24 protein-coding genes are annotated in these 23,090 nt (G+C 73.2%); 9 read left to right on the forward strand and 15 right to left on the reverse strand.

What is annotated here, in order from left to right:
• Positions 1-46: 46 nt before the first annotated feature.
• The 4 genes from AH6_RS28500 (at position 47) to AH6_RS28515 (ending at position 3,325) form a co-directional block, all read left to right on the forward strand.
• Positions 47-511, forward strand: a complete 465-nt coding sequence (locus AH6_RS28500) for an RrF2 family transcriptional regulator (RefSeq protein ID WP_067485965.1) — start codon at positions 47-49, stop codon at positions 509-511.
• 16 nt (positions 512-527) lie between these two features.
• A complete protein-coding gene (locus AH6_RS28505) occupies positions 528-1,322 on the forward strand; it encodes an Fpg/Nei family DNA glycosylase (protein ID WP_067485968.1) in 795 nt (264 codons plus the stop codon).
• 304 nt (positions 1,323-1,626) lie between these two features.
• A complete protein-coding gene (locus AH6_RS28510; RefSeq protein WP_067485969.1) occupies positions 1,627-2,514 on the forward strand; it encodes a LysR family transcriptional regulator in 888 nt (295 codons plus the stop codon).
• 10 nt (positions 2,515-2,524) lie between these two features.
• Entirely contained in the window at positions 2,525-3,325 is an 801-nt protein-coding gene (locus tag AH6_RS28515; protein ID WP_067485970.1) for an endonuclease/exonuclease/phosphatase family protein, read from the forward strand.
• Positions 3,326-3,345: 20 nt separating this feature from the next.
• On the opposite strand, the gene AH6_RS28520 is transcribed toward AH6_RS28515, so the two are convergent.
• Positions 3,346-3,789 carry a MarR family winged helix-turn-helix transcriptional regulator gene (locus AH6_RS28520; RefSeq protein ID WP_067485971.1) on the reverse strand — a complete coding sequence of 148 codons (444 nt, stop codon included), beginning with the start codon at positions 3,787-3,789 and terminating at the stop codon, positions 3,346-3,348.
• Positions 3,790-3,902: 113 nt separating this feature from the next.
• Between AH6_RS28520 and AH6_RS28525 the strand changes: the two genes are divergently transcribed.
• The 4 genes from AH6_RS28525 to AH6_RS28540 all read left to right on the forward strand — a co-directional run bounded on the left by AH6_RS28525 (position 3,903) and on the right by AH6_RS28540 (position 7,154).
• Positions 3,903-4,877: an SMP-30/gluconolactonase/LRE family protein gene (locus AH6_RS28525; protein WP_067485973.1), complete on the forward strand. Its 975-nt coding sequence runs from the start codon at positions 3,903-3,905 to the stop codon at positions 4,875-4,877.
• Positions 4,878-4,944: 67 nt separating this feature from the next.
• A complete protein-coding gene (locus tag AH6_RS28530; protein WP_067485974.1) occupies positions 4,945-5,898 on the forward strand; it encodes a hypothetical protein in 954 nt (317 codons plus the stop codon).
• Positions 5,899-6,023: 125 nt separating this feature from the next.
• Complete coding sequence (locus tag AH6_RS28535) at positions 6,024-6,575, forward strand: EF-hand domain-containing protein (protein ID WP_067485975.1); 552 nt, start codon at positions 6,024-6,026, stop codon at positions 6,573-6,575.
• Between the two features lie 249 nt (positions 6,576-6,824).
• Entirely contained in the window at positions 6,825-7,154 is a 330-nt protein-coding gene (locus AH6_RS28540) for a hypothetical protein (protein ID WP_067486042.1), read from the forward strand.
• A gap of 13 nt (positions 7,155-7,167) precedes the next feature.
• Here the strand turns inward: AH6_RS28540 and AH6_RS28545 are convergent, their stop codons facing one another.
• Both AH6_RS28545 and AH6_RS28550 read right to left on the reverse strand, forming a co-directional pair.
• Positions 7,168-7,683: a GNAT family N-acetyltransferase gene (locus AH6_RS28545; protein WP_067485977.1), complete on the reverse strand. Its 516-nt coding sequence runs from the start codon at positions 7,681-7,683 to the stop codon at positions 7,168-7,170.
• 9 nt (positions 7,684-7,692) lie between these two features.
• Positions 7,693-8,661, reverse strand: a complete 969-nt coding sequence (locus AH6_RS28550; RefSeq protein WP_067485983.1) for a hypothetical protein — start codon at positions 8,659-8,661, stop codon at positions 7,693-7,695.
• A gap of 132 nt (positions 8,662-8,793) precedes the next feature.
• On the opposite strand from AH6_RS28550, the gene AH6_RS28555 reads away from it, so the two are divergent.
• On the forward strand, positions 8,794-9,915 hold the full coding sequence (locus tag AH6_RS28555; RefSeq protein ID WP_067485985.1) for a methyltransferase domain-containing protein: 1,122 nt from the start codon (positions 8,794-8,796) through the stop codon (positions 9,913-9,915).
• Positions 9,916-10,002: 87 nt separating this feature from the next.
• On the opposite strand, the gene AH6_RS28560 is transcribed toward AH6_RS28555, so the two are convergent.
• The 12 genes from AH6_RS28560 to AH6_RS28615 form a co-directional block, all read right to left on the reverse strand.
• The gene (locus tag AH6_RS28560; protein ID WP_067485987.1) at positions 10,003-10,470 is read right to left on the reverse strand and encodes a Dps family protein; all 468 of its coding nucleotides are present in this window, start codon (positions 10,468-10,470) and stop codon (positions 10,003-10,005) included.
• 119 nt (positions 10,471-10,589) lie between these two features.
• Complete coding sequence (locus AH6_RS28565) at positions 10,590-10,946, reverse strand: helix-turn-helix domain-containing protein (protein ID WP_067485992.1); 357 nt, start codon at positions 10,944-10,946, stop codon at positions 10,590-10,592.
• Positions 10,947-11,057: 111 nt separating this feature from the next.
• A complete protein-coding gene (locus AH6_RS28570; RefSeq protein ID WP_245679509.1) occupies positions 11,058-12,356 on the reverse strand; it encodes a CinA family nicotinamide mononucleotide deamidase-related protein in 1,299 nt (432 codons plus the stop codon).
• Between the two features lie 57 nt (positions 12,357-12,413).
• Positions 12,414-12,923: a DUF1990 domain-containing protein gene (locus AH6_RS28575; RefSeq protein WP_067485993.1), complete on the reverse strand. Its 510-nt coding sequence runs from the start codon at positions 12,921-12,923 to the stop codon at positions 12,414-12,416.
• Positions 12,920-13,729 carry a YndJ family protein gene (locus tag AH6_RS28580; protein WP_157431781.1) on the reverse strand — a complete coding sequence of 270 codons (810 nt, stop codon included), beginning with the start codon at positions 13,727-13,729 and terminating at the stop codon, positions 12,920-12,922. The genes AH6_RS28575 and AH6_RS28580 overlap by 4 nt, the downstream gene beginning before the upstream one ends.
• Before the next feature lie 242 nt (positions 13,730-13,971).
• Positions 13,972-14,571: a CDP-diacylglycerol--glycerol-3-phosphate 3-phosphatidyltransferase gene (gene pgsA / locus AH6_RS28585; protein WP_083983555.1), complete on the reverse strand. Its 600-nt coding sequence runs from the start codon at positions 14,569-14,571 to the stop codon at positions 13,972-13,974.
• Positions 14,568-15,998: a 30S ribosomal protein S12 methylthiotransferase RimO gene (gene rimO / locus AH6_RS28590; RefSeq protein WP_067485994.1), complete on the reverse strand. Its 1,431-nt coding sequence runs from the start codon at positions 15,996-15,998 to the stop codon at positions 14,568-14,570. Before rimO ends, pgsA begins: the two co-directional genes overlap by 4 nt.
• 60 nt (positions 15,999-16,058) lie before the next feature.
• Complete coding sequence (locus AH6_RS28595; RefSeq protein ID WP_067485996.1) at positions 16,059-16,835, reverse strand: helix-turn-helix domain-containing protein; 777 nt, start codon at positions 16,833-16,835, stop codon at positions 16,059-16,061.
• 256 nt (positions 16,836-17,091) lie between these two features.
• Positions 17,092-19,713, reverse strand: coding sequence for a DNA translocase FtsK (locus AH6_RS28600; protein ID WP_067485997.1), 2,622 nt, complete (start codon positions 19,711-19,713; stop codon positions 17,092-17,094).
• 137 nt (positions 19,714-19,850) lie between these two features.
• Positions 19,851-21,539, reverse strand: a complete 1,689-nt coding sequence (locus AH6_RS28605; RefSeq protein WP_067485999.1) for a ribonuclease J — start codon at positions 21,537-21,539, stop codon at positions 19,851-19,853.
• Complete coding sequence (dapA, locus tag AH6_RS28610) at positions 21,536-22,474, reverse strand: 4-hydroxy-tetrahydrodipicolinate synthase (RefSeq protein ID WP_083983556.1); 939 nt, start codon at positions 22,472-22,474, stop codon at positions 21,536-21,538. The genes AH6_RS28605 and dapA overlap by 4 nt, the downstream gene beginning before the upstream one ends.
• A gap of 386 nt (positions 22,475-22,860) precedes the next feature.
• Positions 22,861-23,070, reverse strand: a complete 210-nt coding sequence (locus AH6_RS28615) for a hypothetical protein (protein ID WP_067486001.1) — start codon at positions 23,068-23,070, stop codon at positions 22,861-22,863.
• Positions 23,071-23,090: the final 20 nt, after the last annotated feature.

A 23,090-nucleotide genomic window follows, 5' to 3' on the forward strand; every position in this document is an offset into this window, starting at 1 on the left:
CCCCCCGAAAGCCCAACCAGTCCGATCGGCAAGGGATAATACGTCCATGCGATTGTCCGCCCGGGTCGATTACGCCCTGCGCGCCGCCGCCGAGCTCGCCGTGGCCGGGAGTCACCCGGTGACCGCGGTCCAGCTCGCCGAGGCCCAGCAGATCCCGCCCAAGTTCCTGGAGAACATCCTCGGCCAGCTGCGGCGGTCCGGGCTGATACGCAGCCAGCGGGGTCCCGAGGGCGGCTACTGGCTCGCCCGCCCGGCCGCGGAGATCTCCCTCGCCGACATCATCCGCGCCATCGACGGGCCGCTGCTCGGCGTGCGCGGCGAGCGCCCCGAGCACGTGGGCTACGAGGGCCCCGCCGCCTCCCTCCAGGAGGTGTGGATCGCGCTGCGCGCCAGCGAGCGCAACATCCTGGAGCGGGTGAGCCTCCAGCACGTCGCCTCGGGCGAGCTGCCGGAGCCGGTGAAGAAGCTCACCGAGGACTCGGCGGCCTGGGAAAGCCCGTCCCTCATCTGACGGCCGCTGATCCGACGTGCCCGAGGGCGACACCGTCTACGCGACCGCCCGGCGCCTGCACGAGGCGCTCGCGGGGCACGCCCTGACGGTCACCGACTTCCGCGTGCCGCGGCACGCCAACGCCGACCTGCGCGGCCGCACCGTCCTGGAGGCGGTCTCGCGGGGCAAGCACCTGCTGGTGCGGGTGGAGGGCGGGTTCACCGTCCACACGCACCTGAAGATGGAGGGGGTGTGGCGGGTCTCGCCCGCCGGGCCGGTCCCCCGCTACCACAAGGTCCGCCTCGTGCTGGGCACCAGCCGGTCGCTGGCGGTCGGGTACTCGCTGGGCGCGGTCGACCTGCTGCGCACCGCCGAGGAGGACCGCGTGGTCGGCCATCTGGGGCCGGACCTGCTCGACGAGGCATGGGGGCCCGAACTCGCCGGGCGGGCCGTGGAGCGGCTGGCGGCGCAGCCGGAGCGGGCCGTCGGCGAAGCACTGCTGGACCAGTCGCGGCTGGCGGGGATCGGCAACATCTACAAGGCCGAGATCCTGTTCCTGCGGGGCGTCAACCCGTGGACGCCGGTGGGGTCGGTGCCCGACCTGCCGGGAATGGTGGAGCTGTCGCACCGGCTCCTGTACGCCAACCGGCTCCGGCACGGGCACATCACCACCGGCGACACGCGTCCGGGGCGGCAGCACTACGTGTACGGCCGGGCCGGAAAGCCGTGCCGCCGCTGCGGGACCCGCGTGGAGCGGGCGAACCAGGCGTCCGAGGTGGGGGAACGCATCACTTTCTGGTGCCCGCGCTGCCAGGCCGTATCCACGGCCTGACGAACTGCGCGTCGATGCGCACGGCGACGGCGGGAGGCGCGGGCCCAGCCGGGGCCCGAGGCGGCGACCGACCAAGGGAACGCGCCGCCGGGCCGGTGCGCCGAGGTCTCCACCACCCTGATCAGCGCCATGCGGCGACCCTGACCGAGGGTCGGCGCCCGTCCGGAAGCCGGCGTTTCCGGACGGGTCGCCGCCGTTGCCGGGTCGCCGGATCCCGCGCCCGTACCGGAATCGTGTCGCCGCGAGCTGACCCAAGTCAATTCTCGGGTTTACTTGGCCATCTCCAAGGTCTAGCTTGAGCCGCATGACGCTGGACGATCTCCGCGTGTTCGTGGCCGTGTGCGAGGCGGGCAACCTCAGCGCCGTGGCGCGGGACCTCGGGTGCAGCCAGTCGGCCGTCAGCCAGCACGTCAAACGGCTGGAGCGCGAGACAGGGCTGGCCCTGCTGGAGCGGCGGCCGCGCGGCGTCGCGGCCACGCGGGCCGGGCAGCTCCTGCACCGCGCCGCCGCCGAGGGCCTGTCCGGGCTCGGGGCCGCGCTGCGGCAACTGGACGATCTCCGGCGCGGGGTGGGCGGCACCGTGCGGGTGGCGACCGGCGCGACCACCGTCCGGCACTTCATGGCCGACGGGGTGGCGGCGTTCCGGGCGCGGCGCCCGGAGGTCGCGTTGCAGTTCCAGACCGCCGGGTCCAGCCGCCGTTGCCTGGAGGCGGTGCTCGCGCACGAGGCGGACCTGGCGTGGGTCACCAGCGGGCCGCCCGTGGACGGCATCGAGCAGCGCACCTCCTGCGAGCTGCCCTGGGTGCTGGCCGTCCGGACCGACGACCCGCTGGCCGATCGTGCCTCGCTCGACGTCGCCGAACTGGCCGGAATCGGCCACATCGAGCTGCCCGAGCACTCCACCTCCCGGCTGCACCTGGAGGGCCACCTCGAACGGCACGGTGTGCGGCTCACCTCCAGCACCAGCGTCGCCGACTGGGACACCGCGCTGCTGCTGGCCGAACTCGGCCTCGGACACGCGATCCTGCCCGCCCTCCCGGCCTGGGGCGGCGGCGCGGACGCTGTCCGGTTGATCCCGATCCCAGGGTTGCCGCCGCTCACCGCCGGATGGGCGGCGCGGCAGTGGGCGGCGCTGAGCCCCCTGGCACTGGAATTCGCCGACACCGTCGTGGAGCACCTGCCGTCCGTGTGAGGATCGGCGGATGCGCATCCTCACGTGGAACCTGTGGTGGCGTCGCGGGCCGTGGCGGGAGCGGCGCGCCGCGATCCTGGAAACGCTGCGCGACCTGCGGCCCGACATCGTCGGCCTCCAGGAGGTGTGGGGCGGGGACGGCGAGAACCTGGCGGGCTGGCTGGCCGGGGAGCTCGGCATGGAGTGGACGTGGGCGCCGTTCGACCGTCCCTTCGACGCCGCGTACGGCGAGTACGCCGAGGGCGTCGCGGTGTTGTCGCGCTGGCCGATCGTGGACCGTGACATTCTGCCGCTGCCCTCGCCCGGCAGCCCCGACACCGGCCGGGTGGCACTGTACGCGCTGGTGGACGCTCCGCCGCAGCCGGTCCCGTTCTTCACCGCGCACCTGAACTACCTGCCCGCGGAGTCGGCGGTGCGGTGCGCGCAGGTGCGGGCGCTGAGCGAGTTCGTCGCGGCGCACCAGGGAGAGGCTGCGTTCCCGGCCGTGGTGACCGGGGACCTGAACGCCGCGCCCGACTCGAAGGAGATCCAGCTACTGCGCGGTCCCGCCGTGCCCGGCCAGTACCTGCTCGACGCGTGGGACGCCGCCGAGCCGGGCGCGCCGTGGGCGACGTGGAATCCCGCCAACCCCTACGTCGGCCCGGGACAGCCGGCGATGCGGATCGACTACGTCCACGTCGGGGAGCCCGGCCCGGACGGGTTGGGGCGCGTGCGTTCGGTCCGGCGGGTGGGCGACGGGCCGGTGAAGGGCGTCTGGCCCAGCGACCACGCCGCCGTCCTGGCCGAACTGGACGGCCCTGCCACGACGTAGCCGCGCCCGACCCTGGCGGCTCAGGGGTTCCTGGTCGAGTCCAGGTAGTCCACGCAGCGGCCGAGCAGTTCGACCAGCGTCCGGCGCTCCTCGTCGGTGAAGCAGGCCGCGAGCCCGCGCTCGACCCGCACCGGCCCCTCGTCGGCGCGGGCCAGCACCTCCCCGCCCTTGGCGGTGAGGCGGGTCTCCAGGATGTTCTTGTGCCACTCGTGCGGGGTGCGCTCGACCAGGCCCAGCTCGCGCAGGTTCTTCAGCACGGTGTTCATGGTGGGCGGGGTGACCGCGCACGCGCGGGCGAGGGCCGCCGCCGACATGCCGGGGTTCGCCGACAGGTGCAGCAGCGCCGCGTACTGCGGCGACGTCAGGCCGGCGGGCTTCAGCGCGGCCGTCTTGGCCGCGCTGAGGGCCTGCTCGGCCCGCTTGAGGTGCGAGCCCAGGCGCTCGGAGACGGGCAACGACGTCATCTGGGCATGGTATCGGCGGGCACGGCCACCCTGACGTGCACGCCTTGACGATGATTAGGGTTCTAATTAACGTATGCGTTCATCCGATAGAGAACCACCTTACAGGAGCGGTCATGCCCTTCCCCCTGACACGGCCCGCCGTCACCGCTGGAGTCGCGCTCATCGCGGTGCTGCCCCTCGCGCCCACCGCCCAGGCGGCCCACGCCCCGGCTCCCCGCGTCTCCACCGCCCACGAGCTGCCCGGAGACCGCGTCTACCCCGAAGGAATCGCCGCCGACCCGCGAACCGGCGACCTGTACGCCGGTTCGTACGCGGACGGCACGATCTACAAGATGACCCCGGGGCGGCGCGTGGCCCGGGTGTTCCTGCCCGCGGGCGCGGACGGCCGCCGCACCGCCAACGGCCTGAAAGTGGACCGGGACGGGCGGTTGTGGGTCACCGACTCGACCAAGGGCGTCGCGGTGTACGACACGCGCGACCACCGCCTGCTCGCGCGCTTCACCGTGCCCGGCGACGGCGCGAGGTTCGTGAACGACCTGGCAGTCACCCGCGACGGCAGCGCCTACCTGACCGACAGCGCACGCGCGGTGGTGTACCGCGTCACACCGCGCCAGCTGGCCGCGGGCGGCGGGACGCTCGCGCCGCGCTTCGACCTGTCGAAGCGGCTTGAACCGCACGCGCCGAGCGCCTTCACGCTCAACGGGATCGTCGCGTCCGGCCGTCACCTGTACACGGTGGACATGACGGGCGGCGACCTGTACCGCCTGGACACGGCCTCGGGAGCGGTCCGCAAGGTCGCGCTGAGCGGCGGCGATATGGCAGCCGCCGACGGCCTGGAGATCCGGGGCGGGCGCTTGTGGGCGGTGCACAACACCGCCAACACCATCAGCCGGTGGCGGATCGCGCCGGACGGGGTGTCCGCGCGGGTCGAGCGGCGGCTGACCGACCCCGCGCTGCAACTGCCGACCACGCTGGCGCGCCGGGGCGGGACGTTGTACGTGGTGCGCTCGCAGTTCGACAAGGGCGGGCCGATGGGGCCGGGCGTGCCGCAGATCCCGTTCACGATCGCGGCGGTGCGCGGCCTCTGAAACCGCGTCCCCGGCCAGACCGTCCTAGTCGTCCGACACGATGACTCTCATGGCGGAAGGTTCGGGAATGACGCAATGGCACAGGTTCGAGAAGAAGCAGGGTGACCGGGTGCTCTGGTGGCGGATCCGCCAGGAGGGCATCCGGTGCTTCATGCAGTGGGGGCACGGGACCGAGCGGGCCCACGGGTCGACCAGCATGACGCTCGACGACGAGCGGATGGCCGCCCGCCACCTCCAGCGGAAGGTCCGGGAGCGGGAGCGCAAGGGGTACGCCGACGCGGGCGTCGAGACGGTCAAGCCACGGCGGAGTCCCGGGCCGCCTCTGGAAGGCCGCGAGCCGGTGGCGGGCCGCGAAGGCGTGTACGTGCAGCACTTCCCGTTCGAGGGCGGGCCGGGACCGTTCCGCGACTACCTGGTGATGTGCGGCGACGGCCACGCGCTGACGCTGATCGTGAAGGACCCCGGATACGACGCCGACGCCATGAGCACGCTGCTCGACTTCCTCGAACCGCGCTGCGACCTGGCCTTCGACGGGCGCTCGCACCACAAGGTGGCGCTGCCCGAGCCGATCCTGGGGTTCACGCACGCGCTGTTCTGCTCCCCCGCGCTGGCGGGCGGCGTCTACGCCGGTCAGGGCGTGGGCAAGGTGTTCCCGATCTTCGACTGCGAGATCGCCGGCACCGACACCGAGGTGCTGGTGGAGGCCCGGATCCGCGGGCGGGACAGCCTGCCGTTCAGCACCTGGGACCGCGAGCCGCATCCGGTGCGGGACTTCCGGTACGAGATCGCGTCGGCGAGCGGCGAGCCGTTCGGGTACACCGGGCGCACGGTGCTGCGGGACCCGAAGTTCAAGGCGTACGGGCGGCCGGTGATGCTGGCCGAGCGCCTGGACCTGCTCCCCCTGGCCACCCCGGACAGCTGGCTGGAGATCCGCTCCCACCGCGGGGCGACCCGGACGGTGACCCCGGCCGACCACACGCCCGCCCTGGCCGCCGAACTGGAGACCTTCCTCCGCGAGTGATCGTCACCCAGCGCGACATTATTCTCACTTTCCGGCGCGGGCGTTCGTCCCCCTGGGGCCATGGTGACCAGTGGTACCGGACGGGCATCGTGGGACCGCACCTCCCCCCACCGGAAGGACGACCCATGGCCAGTGAGTTCCAGCGCCGCAAGGTGGCCGGGGTGTTCGCCGCGATGGACGCCGACGGCGACGGCGCCCTGCGCGAGACGGACTTCTCGGCGCTGACCGCGCGGTGGGCGGAGATCCGCGGCTCCGCGCCCGGCTCGCCCGACCACGCCCGGCTGGCGGTCGTGATGATGGGCTGGTGGTCGACGCTGCTGTCGGCCGCCGAGCACGACGACCGCGTCACGCTGGACGACGTGTTGCGGGTGGTCGACCGGCTGGACGAGATGCCGGAGGCGGTGGCCGGGACCGCCGCGACGATGTTCGAAGCGATCGACGAGAACGGCGACGGCCGGATCGACGCCGCCGAGTACCGCCGGCTGATCGAGGCGTGGAGCGGCCGCCCCACCGACACCGACGAGATCTTCCCGCTGCTGGACCTGGACGGCGACGGCCACCTGTCGGCGGAGGAGTTCTGCCGGCTGTGGACGGAGTTCTGGGCCGGGGACGACCCGCGCCACCCGGGCACATGGGTGTTCGGCGACCCGGGCATCCCCGTCCCCCAACGCGCCTGAGGCCCTGCGGGCCCGGAGAGCGCGCGGGCATACGGGCGTGCGCGTCTCAGGGCATGCAGGCCAAGGCGGGCGCGTGCCTGCGGGCATGCGGATCGGGGAGCGTGTGCGTCTAGAGACGTGCAGGCCCAAAGGCACACGGGCCTGACGCGGGCGCGGGCCAGGCACGGGCACGGGGATAAATGGTTCGCGGGTGTCATGATCGCGCTGTTAGCTTCGCCGGGTCCGGTCCCGAGCACGGTGGAGGCGAACATGGCGATGGCCAAAAAGGGAACGCGGCTGATCACCGTTGACGGGATCGGCTACCGCTGGAAGGTGCGCCGCAGGCCGACCCACTCGCAGTCCTGCTACGGCGAGCCGCTGAGCTTCGTGGTGGAGGCGGCTGAGGAGCCGGGCGCCCTCCTGGTGGTGTCGTTGCCGTACGCGCATCCCGGTTCGGCTTGGCAGCCCGCGGCCGTGGTGTTGCCGAGCACGGTGGCCCAGGCCGTTCGCACGGCCCGGCGCGAGGGCTGGCGCCCGGAGGGGCGCGGTCCCGTCTTCTCCTTGAAGCTGGCGGAGTCGGACGTGGCCCTGGTCATCTGACCGGGCGCCGCGCTCATTCCGGCGGGGTCAGGTCCTCCGCCAGCAGGTCCATCAGCAGGCCGTCGTGCCAGCCCTTGCCGTCGGCGTCGCGCTCGTACGCGCGCATGACGCCCACCGGGCGGAAGCCGACCGCGCTGTAGCAGCGGATGGCCGGGGCGTTGTCGGCGGCCGGGTCGATGACCAGGCGGTGGTGGCCCCGGTCGTGGACCAGGTGGCGGGCCAGGGTGCGGACCGTGTCCTGGCCCAGCCCCCGGCCGTGCACGGACGGGTCCAGGAGGATGTCCACGGACGCGTGGCGGTAGGCAGGGTCCTGCTCCTCGCCGTACTGGACGAAGCCGATCACGGTGCCGTCCAGCGTGACGGCGTAGGCCGTGGTGCCGGGGTCGCCGTCGAGGGGCCAGTCCGGCTCGGCGTCCACGTCGCCCCAGCGGGCGCTCACCTCGGGGGTGCGGCGGATGCGCCGCAGGTCGGGCGTGTGCTTGTCGGTCACGGGTACCAGGACGACCCGTTCGCCGGAGAGGGCTGCCATCCGCGCAGCCTAGAGCCGGTCGACGCCCATGGTGTACAGGTGCGGGCGGCAGCCGCGCATCGAGGCCCGGTAGCGCAGCGTCTCCAGCGGGAGTCCGTAGGTCCGCAGGGCGTCCACCAGGATCTCGGCGGCGGCCCTGATGTGCACGCGGTGTGGAGAGGGGAACTCCGCGGTCAGGGTGCGGCCGTCGTTCTCGCGCCAGGACCGCTCCTCGCGCAGCCGTGCGGTGCTGGTCGCCTCCAGGCGGAGCGGGGATCCGCCGTCCACGAGGAAGCGGACCTGGTGGGGGTCCGACGCGTCGGCGGAGACCAGCGACACGACCGTCGGGTCGTCCAGCGCGGGCAGGTCCTCCACCAGCGTCCGCAGCGTCTCCTCCAGCCACTCCCGGAGCTCCTTCCAGCTCTCGGCGACGCAGTGGCCGGGCAGGGACGTCTCCGCGCAGGACGGGTGCGGCGTCTCGCCCAGCCAGATCCCCACCACCTCGGCCGCGATGTCCCGGTCGCCCCATTCGACGGCGCGGTGCTCGTCGGCCTCCACCACCTCGGCCGGGCGCAGGCACACCTCCACGCTCGACGCCGTGCGCTCCAGTTCCAGCAGGCTCACCGGGCGCCGCCAGCGCAACCAGGGGCCGGGCCCGCCGCGCAGTGGAGCGGGGCCTAACAGGTCCTCGGCCAGGCGGCGGGCCGTCCGGAAGGCCTCGTTCAGGGCCGGGCGGTCGCGGCCCCGGGCCAGCGGGCACGAGAACGACTCGTAGCCGTGCTGGCGGGGCGGCTCCGACAACTCGTCGGGGTAGGCGTGCCCCGGTCCGGTCGGCAGACCGCCGTGGAGGGCGACCGCGCCGCGTCCGGCGGCGACCTTCCAGCCCAGGACGGCCGCCGCCCGGTCCACCGCCGCGCGGTCCCAGTCCCCCATGTCGAGGGCGGCGAAGCGGCGGATCAGGGCCTTGATCTCTGCGTCGGGCAGGCGGGTGACGGTCATGCTCCGCAACCGTAAAGGGACGAACCGCCGGAAGCCGACCCCGGCGCGGGCGGAACGTGGCCGCATCCGGCCCCGCGCCGGTCGATCGTCGGGAGCGTTGAGACGCCGCCGGGCGGGCGGCACAGTGGGGGCATGACCGAGCCCGAGTACTTGGCCGACCTCCTGCTCTCCGCCGGACGGCTGGCGGACGAACGGTGGCGGGACGGCCTGCTGGCGGTCCCCCGGCACCTGTTCGTCCCCGCGCGGGCGTGCGCCGTGCCGGACCGGCCCCGCCACGCCGCCTTCGACATCGACCGGGACGCCGACCCGGACCTGTGGCGGGAGACCGTCTACTCCGACTCCGTCATCGCCGTCCAGGTCGACGGGCAGGGCACGTGGACCAGCTCGTGCTCGGCGCCGGGGATCGTGGTGCCCTTCCTCCAGGAGTTGCGGCCGCTGGAGCACCACCGGGTGCTGGAGATCGGCACCGGGACCGGGTGGACGGCGGCGCTGTTGTCCTGGCGTGTCGGTGAGAAGAACGTGACCTCGGTGGAGATCGACGCGGAGCTGTCGGAGCGGGCGCGGGCCAATCTTGAAGCCGCCGGGTACGCGCCCCGGCTGGTCGTCGGGGACGGGGCCAAGGGCTTCGCGGAGGGCGCGCCCTATGACCGGGTCCACGTGACGTGCGGGGTCGAGCGTGTTCCCTACGCGTGGGTCGAGCAGTCCCGGCCCGGCGCGGTCATGGTGCTGCCCTGGTCTCCCCCGTGGGGGCCGGGCCATCTCGCCCGGTTCACCGTCGCGGAGGGGGCGGCGGTCGGGCGGCTGCTCGGGTCCTGCGGGTTCATGATGCTGCGATCGCAACGACGGCCGCTGGGACCGCCGGACGGGGCCGTCGAGCAGCGGGCCGAGGCCGCCAGATCGGTCACGCGGGTCGATCCGCGCACCCTGGTGGGCGACGCGGCGGGACTCGACCTCGCCATCGCGGGCCTGGTGCCCGGAGTGCGGTCCCTGCTGGAGGGCGCCATGGACGGGTCGGTGCGGCTGTGGGCCATATCCGACGACCCCGCCTGGGCCACCGTGGACTTCGTGCCCGGCCGTGCGGAGTTCGAGGTCCGGCAGCACGGCGCGCGGCGGCTCTGGGACGAGGTGGAGGCCGCCTTCCTGCGCTGGGTCGGCTGGGGCCAGCCCGGACGCGAACGGTTCGGCGTCACGGTGTCGGCCGAGGGGCAGCGGGTGTGGCTGGACCGGCCCGACCAGCCGCTGAGCCTGGCCTGAGAGCCACAGTCCCCGGGCCCGGAAACGCCGAAGGCCCCGGCGGGGCCGGGGCCGTTCGTCGTCGTCTCAGCTCGGACGCGTCTCAGGTCAGGACTGCGCCTGGAACATCCAGTGCTGCTTCTCCAGCTCCGCGGTGATGCCGATCAGCAGGTCCTGCGACACCGGGTCCGGCTCGTCGGTCGCGGCGATGCGGTCGCGGAACCGGCCGATGATCTGCGCCAGCGTGTCGGTGATCGCGGCGACCACCTTGTCGTCGCCCAGGTAGCCGGCCTCCAGCTGGGGCAGCTCGGTGCGGTCGGCGACGGTCTGCGCGCGGCCGTCGGGGCTCACGCCGATCGCGACGGCGCGCTCGGCCACGTCGTCCTGCGACTGGCGGGCGAGGTCCACCACCTCGTCCAGGTGCTCGTGCACGACCTTGAAACGCGGACCGGTCAGGTTCCAGTGCGCCTGCTTGGCGAGCAGCGCCAGGTCGATCAGGTCGACGAGGGCCCCCTGGAGCGCCTCACCGGCGGCCTTCTTCTCCTTGGCGCCGAGCGGGCTCTTGATCTTCGCCATATCGGGCTCCTTCCGCGTCGTTTCCGGACTGGTGTTTACAACGAGGAAGGATGCCCCAATATGCCGTTGTCACTCGTGAGGCCGCCCACACCGGCGGCCTCGGCCGGGTCAAGGAGGTCTCAGGCCGCCACCATGTCGGCGCGGAACTCGCCGGTGATCTCCTCGGGCGTGGCGGGAATGCTCTCGGACGTGATGCGCTCGTGCTCGGGGGGCGCGCCCGCCATGACGGGCTCGTGCTGCAGTTCGGCGAGGGCCAGGGCGTCCGCGACCTCGCGGAGGACGTGGGACAGCGGCACACCGAGCGCCTTGCAGATCGAAGCCAGCAGCTCCGACGACGCTTCCTTCTGCCCTCGTTCGACCTCGGAGAGGTAGCCGAGGGAAACCCGTGCCGCCGCGGACACCTCGCGGAGGGTGCGTCCCTGGCGCAGCCGCAGCTGCCGCAGTACGTCACCGAGCAGCTGGCGAAGCAGGACCATCGTCTCGCTCCCTCCCTCAGTTCGGACCATCTGCCGGTTCCACCGTACCCGGCTTGGCGGTGACCGTGGCAGACCGCTGATTTCGTGTTCGCTCGAAACGTAACGCTGTAATCATCCCGTCTCTTCCCGATCTTCGGTCCCGGCGGCCTCGCCGTCGCCCGGCGGCAGCCCCAGCAGCTCGCGTCGTAGCAGGTCAAGGGCGTGCACCACGGTCATCCGGCGGATGACGGCGCGGATCTCGGGGCCGGTGCCGGGCACCGGGAGGCGCGGGGCGGACACGGTCGGCTCCTTTCCAGGTCCGGCCACGCCGATGTAGACCGTTCCGACCGGCCTGCCGTCCTGCGGGTCGGGACCGGCCACGCCGGTCACCGCCAGGCCGTAGTCGGCGCCGAACCGGTCGCGCGCCCCGGCGGCCATCTGGCGGGCCACCTCCGGGTGCACCGCGCCCTCGGCGGCCAGCAGCTCCGCCGACACGCCGAGCCCGCGCTCCTTCTGCGCGGTGGCGTAGGCGACCAGCCCGCCGACGTAGGTGGCCGACGCGCCCGGCACGGTGGTCAGCTCCGCGCCGATCAGGCCGCCGCTCAGCGACTCGGCGGTGGCCACCGTCGCCGAGCGTTCGAGCAGCAGCCGGTGCACGACCTGGGCCAGCGGCTCCTCGCCCGCGCCGTACACCGCCGGGCCGATCAGGGTGCGGGCCCGGCCCTCGGCCTCGGCCAGCAGGCCGCCGGCGTCCGCGCCGGTGGCGGTGATGCGGACCTTCACCTCGGCCGGGTCGGGCAGGTAGGCGAGCCGGACGCCGTCCATGCCCTCCACGGTCTCCAGGCGGTCGGCCAGGACCGACTCCCAGAGCCCGGCGGTGCGCAGGGTGCGGCGGGCGGCGTCGGGCAGCCCGGCGCGCTCGGCCAGCTCGGGCAGCACGACCTCGTCCATGATCGTGCGCATCTCGAACGGCACGCCGGGCAGCGCGTACACCGCGCCGCCGGGCAGCTCCACGCGCAGGCCGGGCGCGCTGCCCGCGGAGTTGGCCAGCACCCGGGCGCCCTCGGGGACCTCGGCCATGCGCAGCGCCATCGGCTGGAGCTCGCGCCCGGCCGCCGCCGACCGCTCGCGCAGCCGCCGCTCCAGGCCGGCGTCGCGGAGCAGCGGCACCCCGGCGGCCTTGGCGAGCGCGTCGCGGGTGAGGTCGTCGGAGGTGGGGCCGAGCCCGCCGGTGGTGATCACCGCGTCGGCGCGCTCCAGCGCGCTGCGCACCGCCGCGACGATCACCTCCAGCTCGTCGCCGACCACCACGCTGCGCGTGACGGTGACGCCGCGCTCGGCCAGGCGCTGCCCGAGCCAGGCGGCGTTGCCGTTGACCGTGTCGCCGAGCAGCAGCTCGTCCCCGATCGTCAGAAGTTCGACCCGCAGCACGTGTTGCCCCTCATCCTCTTGATCGCGTCTCTCCCCGGAATCTACGCCAGCCCCCTGTCAGCGCGCTTGGGACAGGCGGCGCAGGACCGCCCCGCAGCGGCGCGCGTAGGCGCGCTGCATCACCGGGACGAGCGGCCCGGCGGCCCTGGCCAGCCGGGACGCCGGGAGGCTGAAGGCGGTGACGGTCAGCCACACCTCGCCCTCGTCGTCCAGATGCACCACGAACGACTCCTCGCCGCGCTCGGGATGGCCCGGCAGCGTGCCGTAGGCCCATCCGGCGCGGCGCTCCTCCTCGACCGTCCAGATGATCCGGCACGGCGCGTTGAGCCGGAACGGCCCGACGCCCAGGCCGACCACCACACTCGCGTCCGGCCGGGCGCGCGGCGCGGAGGCGTTCAGGCGGACCGGGATGGCCCGGTGCATCCAGAACTCCATGAGCGCGTCGGCGGCGTTGCGGAACACCACCGGCCCCTCCCCCACCGGTACGCGCACCCGCAGGTGGTTGTAGCCGGGCGGCAGGTCCAGGGTCTCGGTGGCCCCGACCTCGTCGTAGGTGAACCCGTTCACAGCGCCTCCTCCTTCAGGCAGGCCCAGGCCAGGATGCCGCACAACGCGAATCCGAAGGCGTTCCCCACCCCGTGGGTGGCGACCATCCACGACAACGACGGGTGCGGCAGCCCCGACGCCTCCCCCAGCGCCCAGCTCAGCGCCAGGACCATCGTGGCGGCGAGGACGGCGGACGAGACCAGCAGCAGGACGCGGACGGCGCCGCCGGACCGCACCGAGCGCCACGTCAGCCAGCCCGTCAGCCACATCCCGCAGGTCAGCACGACCGCGCCCGCGAACTCGGCCCACTGCCCGGCGAAGTAGCCCGCGAGGACCAGCAGCGTCCCGGCGGGGACGCTGAGCGCGGCGGCGGTCGCGGCCCGGCGGTGTTGCGGCCGGGCCGCCGCCGCCCGCCCGACCAGGCCCGCGATGAGCGCGGCGGCGAACCCGGCGTAGTGGAAGTGCGCGACGGTCAGCGACAGGATCGTCAGCGAGAACCCGAACAGCTCCACACCGCCGCGCTCGGCGACCAGTGCCGTCCCCGCCACGGCCGGGGCGGCGAGCGCGGTGGCGACCGCGATCTCCACCGGGTCCCACCGCCGCAGCCGCCGCACCGCCTGGCCCGCCAGCGGCAGCGTGGCGGCCGCGTAGAGGGCCGCCAGGGCGACGGCGGGCGCGCCGCGCGGCAACCACAGGGACACCGACCCGGCGGCGGCCCCGGCGAGCCAGACGCCGCGCAGCGCGGCGGGCAGCCCGACCAGCCGCAGACCGAGCGGGACCACCACCAGCATCCCGGTCATGACGATCACGTGCACCAGCGCGACCACGGGGCGCCCCCAATTTTTGAACGTGTTCAGACAGGGGCGACGCTACACCCGACTGAACGCGTTCAAAAGGAGGGACGGCCTGGTGTGACCGGCGTTACCGGGGCGCGGAACGGAACCGGCCGCCCCCGGATCGGCGGGGACGGCGGAACGGCACGACGCAGAAAGCGGCGCGGGGCAACAGGCAGCGCGGGCCAGCGGGCGGCGCGGGTCAGCAGGCCGCGCCGGTCAGCAGGCCGCGCGGGTCAGGCTTTCGCGCGGCCCGCCTTGCGCAGCCGCCATGCCTGGACGACGTAGTCCGCGCCCGTCACCACCGTGACCACCAGCGCGGCCGCCATCGTCGCCCAGCGCACCGGGTCCAGCGGGCCCGGCAGGATGTACAGGCCGATCGCGATGACCTGGAGCGTGGTCTTGAGCTTGCCGCCCTTGCTGGCCGGGATCACCCCGTACCGGATCACCACGAAGCGCAGCAGCGTGACGCCGATCTCGCGGACCAGGATCGCGGCGGTCACCCACCACCACAACTCGCCCAGCAGCGACAGGCTGATCAGCGCCGCGCCGGTCAGCGCCTTGTCGGCGATCGGGTCGGCGATCTTGCCGAAGTCGGTGACCAGGTTGTACCGGCGGGCCAGATCACCGTCGATCTTGTCGGTGACCGAGGCCAGCGCGAACACCCCGAACGCCGCCAGCCGCCAGCCGGTGCCCTCCAGGAACAACAACCACACGAACACCGGCACCAGCGCGATGCGCGCCATCGTCAGCAGGTTGGCGATGTTGTAGAGGCTGACCCGGTGCGGGCCGGGGTCCGGGGCGCCCGCCACCGGCTCCGGCGCTCCGGCGATCATGAGACGTCCGCGATCAGGTCCACGCCGTCGTTGCCGGCGACGCGGGCGCGCACGATCTCGCCGATGGACAGGCCCTCGCCGCGCACCAGCACCGTGCCGTCCACCTCGGGGGCCTGGTGCTCGGAGCGGCCCTCGTACTGGCCGTTCTCGGTCTTCTCCTCCACCAGCACGGCGATCTCGGTGCCGATGCGGTCTTCAGCGCGCTGGGCGGTCAGCTCCTCGGCCAGCGCCGACAGCTCCTCCACCCGGCGGGCGACCTCGTCGGGGTCCACCTTGCCGCCGAGCGTCGCGGCCTCGGTGCCGTCCTCGTCGGAGTAGCCGAACACGCCGATCGCGTCCAGGCGCGCGGCGCTCAGGAACTGCACCAGCTCCTCGAAGTCGTCCTCGGACTCGCCGGGGAAGCCCACGATGAAGTTGGAGCGCACGCCCGCCTCCGGGGCCTGGGCACGCACGGCCTCCAGCAGCTCCAGGAACCGCTCGCGGTCGCCGAACCGCCGCATCGACCGCAGCACCGGGCCGCTGGCGTGCTGGAATGACAGGTCGAAGTAGGGCGCCACGCCCTCGGTCTGGCAGATCACGTCGATCAGGCCGGGCCGCGTCTCGGCGGGCTGCAGGTAGCTGACGCGCACCCGCTCGACGCCGTCGACGGCCGCCAGCTGCGGCAGCAGCTTCTCCAGCGCCCGCAGGTCGCCCAGGTCCTTGCCGTAGGAGGTGGAGTTCTCGCTGACCAGCACCAGCTCGCGCACGTCGTGCCCGGCCAGCCAGCGCGCCTCCTCCAGCACCTCCGCCGGGGGCCGCGACACGTACGCGCCGCGGAAGGCGGGGATGGCGCAGAAGGTGCAGCGCCGGTCGCAGCCGGAGGCCAGCTTCAGCGGGGCCACCGGGCCGCCGCCGAGCCGCCGCCGCAACACGCGCGGGCCGGTCGCCGGGGCGAGGCCGTCCGGCAGGTCCGCCGGAGCGCTCGGGCGCGGGGCGTGGCCGGGGATCGCGACCGACGCCGCGGACGCCGAGCGCTCGACGGGGCTGATCGGCAGCAGCTTGCGGCGGTCGCGCGGGGTGTGCGCGTCGTGCCGCCGGCCCGCCATGACGTCGTCCAGCCGCTCGCCGATCGCGGTGTAGTCGTCGAAGCTGATCACCGCGTCGGCCTCGGGCAGCGCCTCGGCCAGCTCGGCGCCGTACCGCTCGGCCATGCAGCCGGCCGCCACGACCTTGGCGCCGGAGTCGTGCGCGGCCAGCAGGGTGTCGATGGAGTCCTTCTTCGCGGCGTCGATGAAGCCGCAGGTGTTGACCACCACCACGTCGGCGCCGTCGGCGGAGTCGGACAGCTCCCATCCGGCGCCCTCCATGCGGGCGGCGAGCTCTTCGGAGTCGACCTCGTTGCGGGCGCAGCCGAGCGTGACGAGGGAGACGGTACGACGTGAGGACATGCCTCTAAAGGTAATGGTCCCCGGCCGCCGAACCGACCAGGACCCGGTGGGAGAAGGCGGTCACAGTCCCTCGGGATCGCCCGGGGTGAACGACAGGTGCAGCACCCGGCCGCTCTCGCCCGGCGCGCCCAGGTCCTTGCCGTTGACGGTCAGCCGCACGCCGCTGCCGTTGCCGATCAGCACGCTGATCTTCTTCTTGGCGGTCCACGCCCGGGTGTCGCCGCCGCGCAACATGCCGCTGAACAGCGCCTTGCCCTTGTCACCGCGGATGTTCACCCACGTGGAGCGCTTGGCCTTGAGCCGCACCTCCACGTTCTTGCGCGGCGCGGCGGCGACCGGGTCCTTGCTCGGCGCCCGCGTCGTCGGGGCCGGGGCGGGCGCGGCGGGCGACCCGGCGGGCGACTCGGCCGACCGTGCCGGGCTGCCCGCGACCTTCTGCGCGGTGCGCTGCTCGGCGGGGCCGCTGACCAGCTGGACGATCCCGTAGACCACGACCAGCGCCAGCGCGACCGCCATCGCCGCGCTCCAGTTCGGCGAGCGCCGCTCGCGGAACGACACCGGCCGCTCGGGCTCGAACGCGGTGACCGCCGAGACGGGCTGCGGCGCGCCGCCGTGGGTCTCGTCGTACTCGCGCACCAGCGGCTCGGGGTCGACGCCGATCGTCCGGGCGATGCTGCGGATGTGGCCGCGGGCGTAGAAGTTGCCGCCGCAGGAGGTGAAGTCGTCCTGCTCGATCGCCCGGATCACGCTCTCGCGGATGCGGGTCTGCAGGCTGACCTGCGTGACCGTGAGACCGGCCCGCTGACGCTCCGTGGTCAAGGTCTCACCGATGCTCACGCCGAGCCTCCCTTAGAGCGCACCACTGTCCAAACCCACACTCCAGCGACACCAGTCTAGAAACCGCAATGCCCGGAGGGCGACAGCCAACACGTTCGAAACAGGGCAAGATTTCGCATCATTCCGGCCATGCCAGTCCCGTCGGCGCTCGGCACCGCGCACGGGGACGGAGCGTGCGAAGAGGACGCACGGGAAAAAGGCGCGACGAGGAAGCGCCGGGCGCGGTGCGCCCGGCGCCGGGTGGCGCGGGACGGCGTCAGGCCGAGCCGCGCAGCTCGGCCAGCACGCCCGGCAGGTCGTCGGGCTTGACGAGCACGTCGCGGGCCTTGGAGCCCTCGCTCGGGCCGACGATGTCGCGGCTCTCCATCAGGTCCATCAGGCGGCCCGCCTTGGCGAACCCGACGCGCAGCTTGCGCTGGAGCATCGAGGTGGACCCGAACTGGGTGGACACCACCAGCTCGATGGCTTGCACCAGCAGGTCCATGTCGTCGCCGATGTCCTCGTCGATCTCCTTCTTGGGACCGGCCGCGGCGGCGACGTCCTCCTGGTAGACCGCCTCCAGCTGCGTCTTGCAGTGCTCGACGACGCCGTGGATCTCCTTCTCGGCGACGTAGGCGTTCTGCAGGCGCATGGGCTTGCTCGCGCCCATCGGCAGGAACAGCGCGTCGCCCTGCCCGACCAGCTTCTCGGCGCCGGGCTGGTCGAGGATGACGCGGCTGTCGGCCAGCGAGGAGGTCGCGAACGCCAGCCGGGAGGGCACGTTGGCCTTGATGAGGCCGGTGACCACGTCGACGCTGGGCCGCTGGGTGGCCAGCACCAGGTGGATGCCGGCGGCGCGGGCGAGCTGGGTGATGCGGACGACCGAGTCCTCGACGTCGCGCGGGGCGACCATCATCAGGTCGGCCAGCTCGTCCACGATCACCAGCATGTAGGGGTAGGGCGTGTAGACGCGCTCGCTGCCGGGCGGCGCGGTGAGCTTGCCCGCCTTGACGGCCTTGTTGAAGTCGTCGATGTGCCGGAAGCCGGAGGCGGCGAGGTCGTCGTAGCGGCGGTCCATCTCGCCGACCACCCACTCCAGGGCCTCGGCGGCCTTCTTGGGGTTGGTGATGATCGGCGTGATCAGGTGCGGGATGCCCTGGTACATGGTCAGCTCGACCCGCTTGGGGTCGACCAGGATCATCCGGACCTCGTCGGGGGTGGCCCGCATCAGGACCGAGGTGATCAGCCCGTTGATGCAGGTGGACTTGCCCGCGCCGGTGGCGCCCGCGATGAGGATGTGCGGCATCTTGGCGAGGTTGGCCACCACCGTGCGGCCCTCGACGTCCTTGCCCAGGCCGACGATCATCGGGTGGTGCTCGTTGGTGGCGGCGGACGAGCGCAACACGTCGCCGAGGCTGACGATGTCCTTGTCGACGTTGGGGATCTCCACGCCGATCGCCGACTTGCCGGGGATCGGGGAGATGATCCGCACCTCGGGGCTCTTGACGGCGTAGGAGATGTTCTTGGCCAGCGCGGTGATCTTCTCGACCTTCACCGCCGGGCCCAGCTCGATCTCGTAGCGCGTGATCGTCGGGCCGCGGGTGAAGCCGGTGACCTGCGCGTCGATGTTGAACTGCTCCAGCACGCCGGTGAGCGCGGCGACCACGGTGTCGTTGGCCTTGGTGCGCGCCTTGGTGACGCTGCCGGGCCGCAACATCGCGGGGTCAGGCAGCAGGTACGCCTCGCCGGAGGCCAGCGGGAGCTGCTCGGAGCTGCGCGGCGCGGGCGTGGGGTCGGGGACGTCGGGCGGCGGGGGCGGCCCGGCCACGACCGCCTCGGGCTCCGGCTCGGGTTCGGGGTCGGGCACCGGCGGGGGCGGGGCGTCCTCGAACGGGTCGAGGTCGAAGATCTCGTCGGCCAGGTCGCGCTGCGGCTTGGCGGCGCCCTTCTTGGGCTCCTCGTCCAGCAGCGGGGTGTCGTAGGGCTTGGAGTGCTCGCCGACCTCCAGCTCCGCCTCGTCGTCGTCCTTCTTGGACTTGCGGCGGCGCTTGGGCCGGTCGGCGTCCTCGTCCTCGGCGGTGAGCCCGCCGCGGCCCTGGAGGGTGGCCAGCGCCCACAGCTCCATGGCCCGGTCGGGCACCCGGGCGATCGGCGTCGCGGTGATCACCAGCAGGCCGAAGAAGGCCAGCAGGAGCAGCAGCGGGACGGCGACCCAGCCGCTGAGCGCGGCGTGCAGGGGCGCCCCGGCCAGCCAGCCGACCACCCCGCCGCCCGCGCGGACGCCGGGCATGTCCTCGGCCGGGGCGGGGCTGCCCGAGCCGATGTGCACGATGCCGAGCACGCCCACCGCCAGCGCGGAGATGCCGATGACGACGCGGCCGGTCTCCTCGTTGTGCTCGGGGTGGCGCAGGGTGCGCCAGGCGAGGGCGGCCAGCAGCACCGGCAGGCCCATCGCCAGCACGCCGATGCCGCCGACCACGACCTGCTCCAGCGCCTTGGTGACCACGCCCTCGGGCTTCCACCAGGTGACCGAGGCGAGCACGATCGCCGCGCCCAGCAGCGCCAGGCCGAGGCCGTCGCGCTGGTGCTCGACGTCCAGGTTGCGCGCGCCCTGGCCGTAGGCGCGGAACACCGAGCCGACCGCGACCGCGCACAGGTGGTAGAGCTTGAAGATCAGCTTGAAGAAGCCGACGACGAGCTGGGAGAAGGGGTCGGGCCGTTGCGGGGGGCGCTGCGCGGGCCGCTTGGCGGGGGCGCGCCCGCCGCCGCTCCGGCCGCCGCCCTTGGCGGCTCCGGCCTTGCCGCGGGGAGCGGGCGGCTTGGCGCCCGCGGGCTTGCGAGCCGCGTTGCCCCCGGTACGAGACGACGTCTTCGCTCCCCCGGACGCACGTGTGGCCATGGTGATGAGGGTAACCAAGGACCCCGAGGGTTCCCAGCACCGCGCCCCTGGCGTGTCAGGCGGCCGGACGGAGCGCGGCGGCCCCGGGACCGGAGGGTGTCCGGTGCCGGGGCCGCCGCGCGTGCCGCCGGGGTCGCTCAGACCTCGACGACCACCGGGATGATCATCGGGCGGCGGCGGTAGTTGTCGCTCACCCACTTGCCGACGGTGCGGCGGATCAGCTGGTTGAGCTGGTGCAGGTCGTTGACGCCGTCGCCGGCCGCGTCGTTCAGCACCGACTCGATCCGGTCGAGGATCTCGTTGAAGTCCTCGTTGGCGATGCCCGCGCCGCGCGCGTGCACGTCCGGCCCGGAGACGATCTTGCCGGAGGAGGAGTCCACCCCCACGACGATGGAGACGAAGCCCTCCTCGCCCAGGATGCGGCGGTCCTTCAGCGAGGTCTCGGTGACCTCGCCGACCGACAGGCCGTCCACGTAGACGTACCCGGCCGGGACCGCGCCGACGATCTTCGCCTGGCCGTCGACCAGGTCCACCACCACGCCGTCCTCGGCGATGACGATGTTCTCGTCGGGCACGCCGGTCAGCGCGGCGAGCTTGGCGTGCGCCCGCAGGTGCCGCCACTCGCCGTGGATCGGCATGAAGTTGCCGGGCTTGGTCAGGTTCAGCACGTACAGCAGCTCGCCGGCCGAGGCGTGGCCGGACACGTGCACCAGGGCGTTGCCCTTGTGCACGATGCGCGCGCCCCACCGGGTCAGGCCGTTGATCACGCGGTTGACCGCGTTCTCGTTGCCGGGGATCAGCGAGGACGCCAGCATCACGGTGTCGCGGTCGGTGATGCGGATCTGCTGGTGGTCGCGGTTGGCCATCCGCGACAGCGCCGACATCGGCTCGCCCTGGGAGCCGGTGCACACCAGGACGAGCTTGTCCGGCGGCACGTTCTCCAGGTCCTTGACGTCCACCATGATGCCCTCGGGCACGTCCAGGTAGCCGAGCTCGCGCGCGACGCCCATGTTGCGGACCATCGAGCGGCCGACGAAGGCGACCTTGCGGCCGTTGGCGACCGCGGCGTCCAGCACCTGCTGCACGCGGTGGATGTGCGAGGCGAAGCAGGCGACGATGAGGCGTTCCTGGGCGGTGCGGAACACCTCGTCGATGACCGGGCCGATGTTGCGCTCGCTGGTGACGAACCCGGGCACCTCGGCGTTGGTGGAGTCCGACATCAGCAGGTCGATGCCCTCGGCGCCGAGCCGGGCGAAGCCGCCGAGGTCGGTCAGCCGGCCGTCCAGCGGCAGCTGGTCCATCTTGAAGTCGCCGGTGGCCAGCACCAGCCCGGCGGGCGTGCGGATGGCGACCGCGAGCGCGTCGGGGATGGAGTGGTTGACCGACAGGAACTCGCAGTCGAACGGGCCGAACGAGCGGTGCTCGCCCTCGGCCACCACCTGGGTGTTGGGCCGGATGCGGTGCTCGACGAGCTTGGCCTCCAGCAGCGCCAGGGTGAGCCTGGACCCGATCAGCGGGATGTCCCGCCGCTCGCGCAGCAGGTAGGGCACCGCGCCGATGTGGTCCTCGTGGCCGTGCGTCAGGATGATCGCCTCGATGTCGTCGAGGCGGTCACGGATGTAGTCGAAATCGGGCAGGATCAGGTCGATGCCCGGCTGTTCGGTCTCGGGGAACAGCACCCCGCAGTCCACGATGAGCAGCCGGCCGCCGTACTCGAAGACGGTCATGTTGCGCCCGATCTCCCCCAAGCCGCCGAGCGCGACGATGCGCAGGCCGTTGTCGGGAAGGGCGGGCGGGCTGGACAGCTCGGGGTGAGGGTGGCTCACCTGTCGACCTCCGGAATGGTGACCTCCGGCACTTTGACTCCCCCTATCGTGAGGTCCTCGCGCAGGCGCGCCGCGAACTCCGGCGGGGCCTCCACCAGCGGCAGGCGCACGGCGCCCCCGCCCGGCAGGCCCAGCAGGTTCAGCGCTGCCTTGACGGCGATGGCGCCCTGCGTACGGGTCATGATGGCGGTGACCACGGGCAGCAGCCGGCGATGGATCTCCAGCGCCCGTCCCTGGTCACCGGCACGGTATGCGTCGATCATCTCATGCAGTTCGGCCCCCACCACATGGCCGACCACGCTGACGAACCCCGCGGCCCCGACCGACAGCCAGGGCAGGTTGAGGTTGTCGTCGCCGGAGTACCAGACCAGGTCGGTGGCGGCCATCACCCGCGAGGCGCCGAACAGGTCGCCCTTGGCGTCCTTGACCGCGATGATCCGCGGGTGTTCGGCCAGCCTGAGCAGGGTGTCGGTCTCGATCGGCACCCCCGAGCGGCCGGGGATGTCGTAGAGCATGCTGGGCAGCCCGGTCGCGTCCGCCACCGCGGTGAAGTGGCGCAGCAGCCCCTCCTGCGGGGGCTTGTTGTAGTACGGGGTGACCACCAGCAGGCCGTGCGCGCCCGCGGCCTCGGCCTGGCGCGCCAGTTTCAGGGTGTGCTCGGTGTGGTTGGTCCCGGCACCGGCGACGATGACGGCGCGGTCGCCGACCGCCTCGATCACCGCGCGCAGCAGGCGCTCCTTCTCGGCGTCGCCGGTGGTCGGCGACTCGCCGGTCGTCCCGTTGACGACCAGGCCGTCATGACGCTGCTCGTCGACCAGGTGGGTCGCCAGGCGGGCGGCGCCGTCGTAGTCGACGCCGCCGTCCGGCAGGAACGGGGTGACCATCGCGGTCAGCATCCGCCCGAACGGAGCGTCCGTCGTTGTGCTGGGTGCCATGCACCGAACGGTACCGTTCCGGCCGGGCCTGTTGGACCCGCAGGTCCCCACCAGTGTGTCATCCCCGGCGGGCCGGGGTGGGGACGGGGGTCCGGCGACGGGCCGGCGGCGGTCACGCGCCGGGCGTGGAACCGGGCACCGAAGCGGTCACGGAGCCGGGCGCGGAGCCGGCCATGGAACCGGCCACGGAGCCGGGCGTGGAAGAGGCCGCCGCCCACGCTCGGGGGTACGCGGACGGCGGCCTCACACCCACATCGTGGCACGCAAAAGCCGCGTTACGGGGTCACTCCGGCCACGTGCCGGACTCGGTTGCATAACGCGCCGGTCCGGGCTTTCGGCGCGATCCCGGGGCGGCGCACCGGGCGCGGTCGGGCGGGCACGGCGGGTCAGCCGAGCCCGGGTTCCGGGGCGAGATCCGGGTCGAGTGCGCGCAGCCGCACGCGCAGCTCGTCCACGTCGAGGGTGCGCACCAGTTCGTTGCCGCGCACCGCCCACCAATGGCCCGAGCCGCCCCGGCCGATCCGCCAGTCGGCGAATTCCGCGGTCAGCCGGCTGACGTGGTCGGTCTCATGCCACGCGGTCTGCTGAATGCTCATCGGCCTCGTTCACCACTTTC

The organism is Actinomadura hibisca NBRC 15177, assembly GCF_001552635.1.
Lineage (GTDB): Bacteria > Actinomycetota > Actinomycetes > Streptosporangiales > Streptosporangiaceae > Spirillospora > Spirillospora hibisca.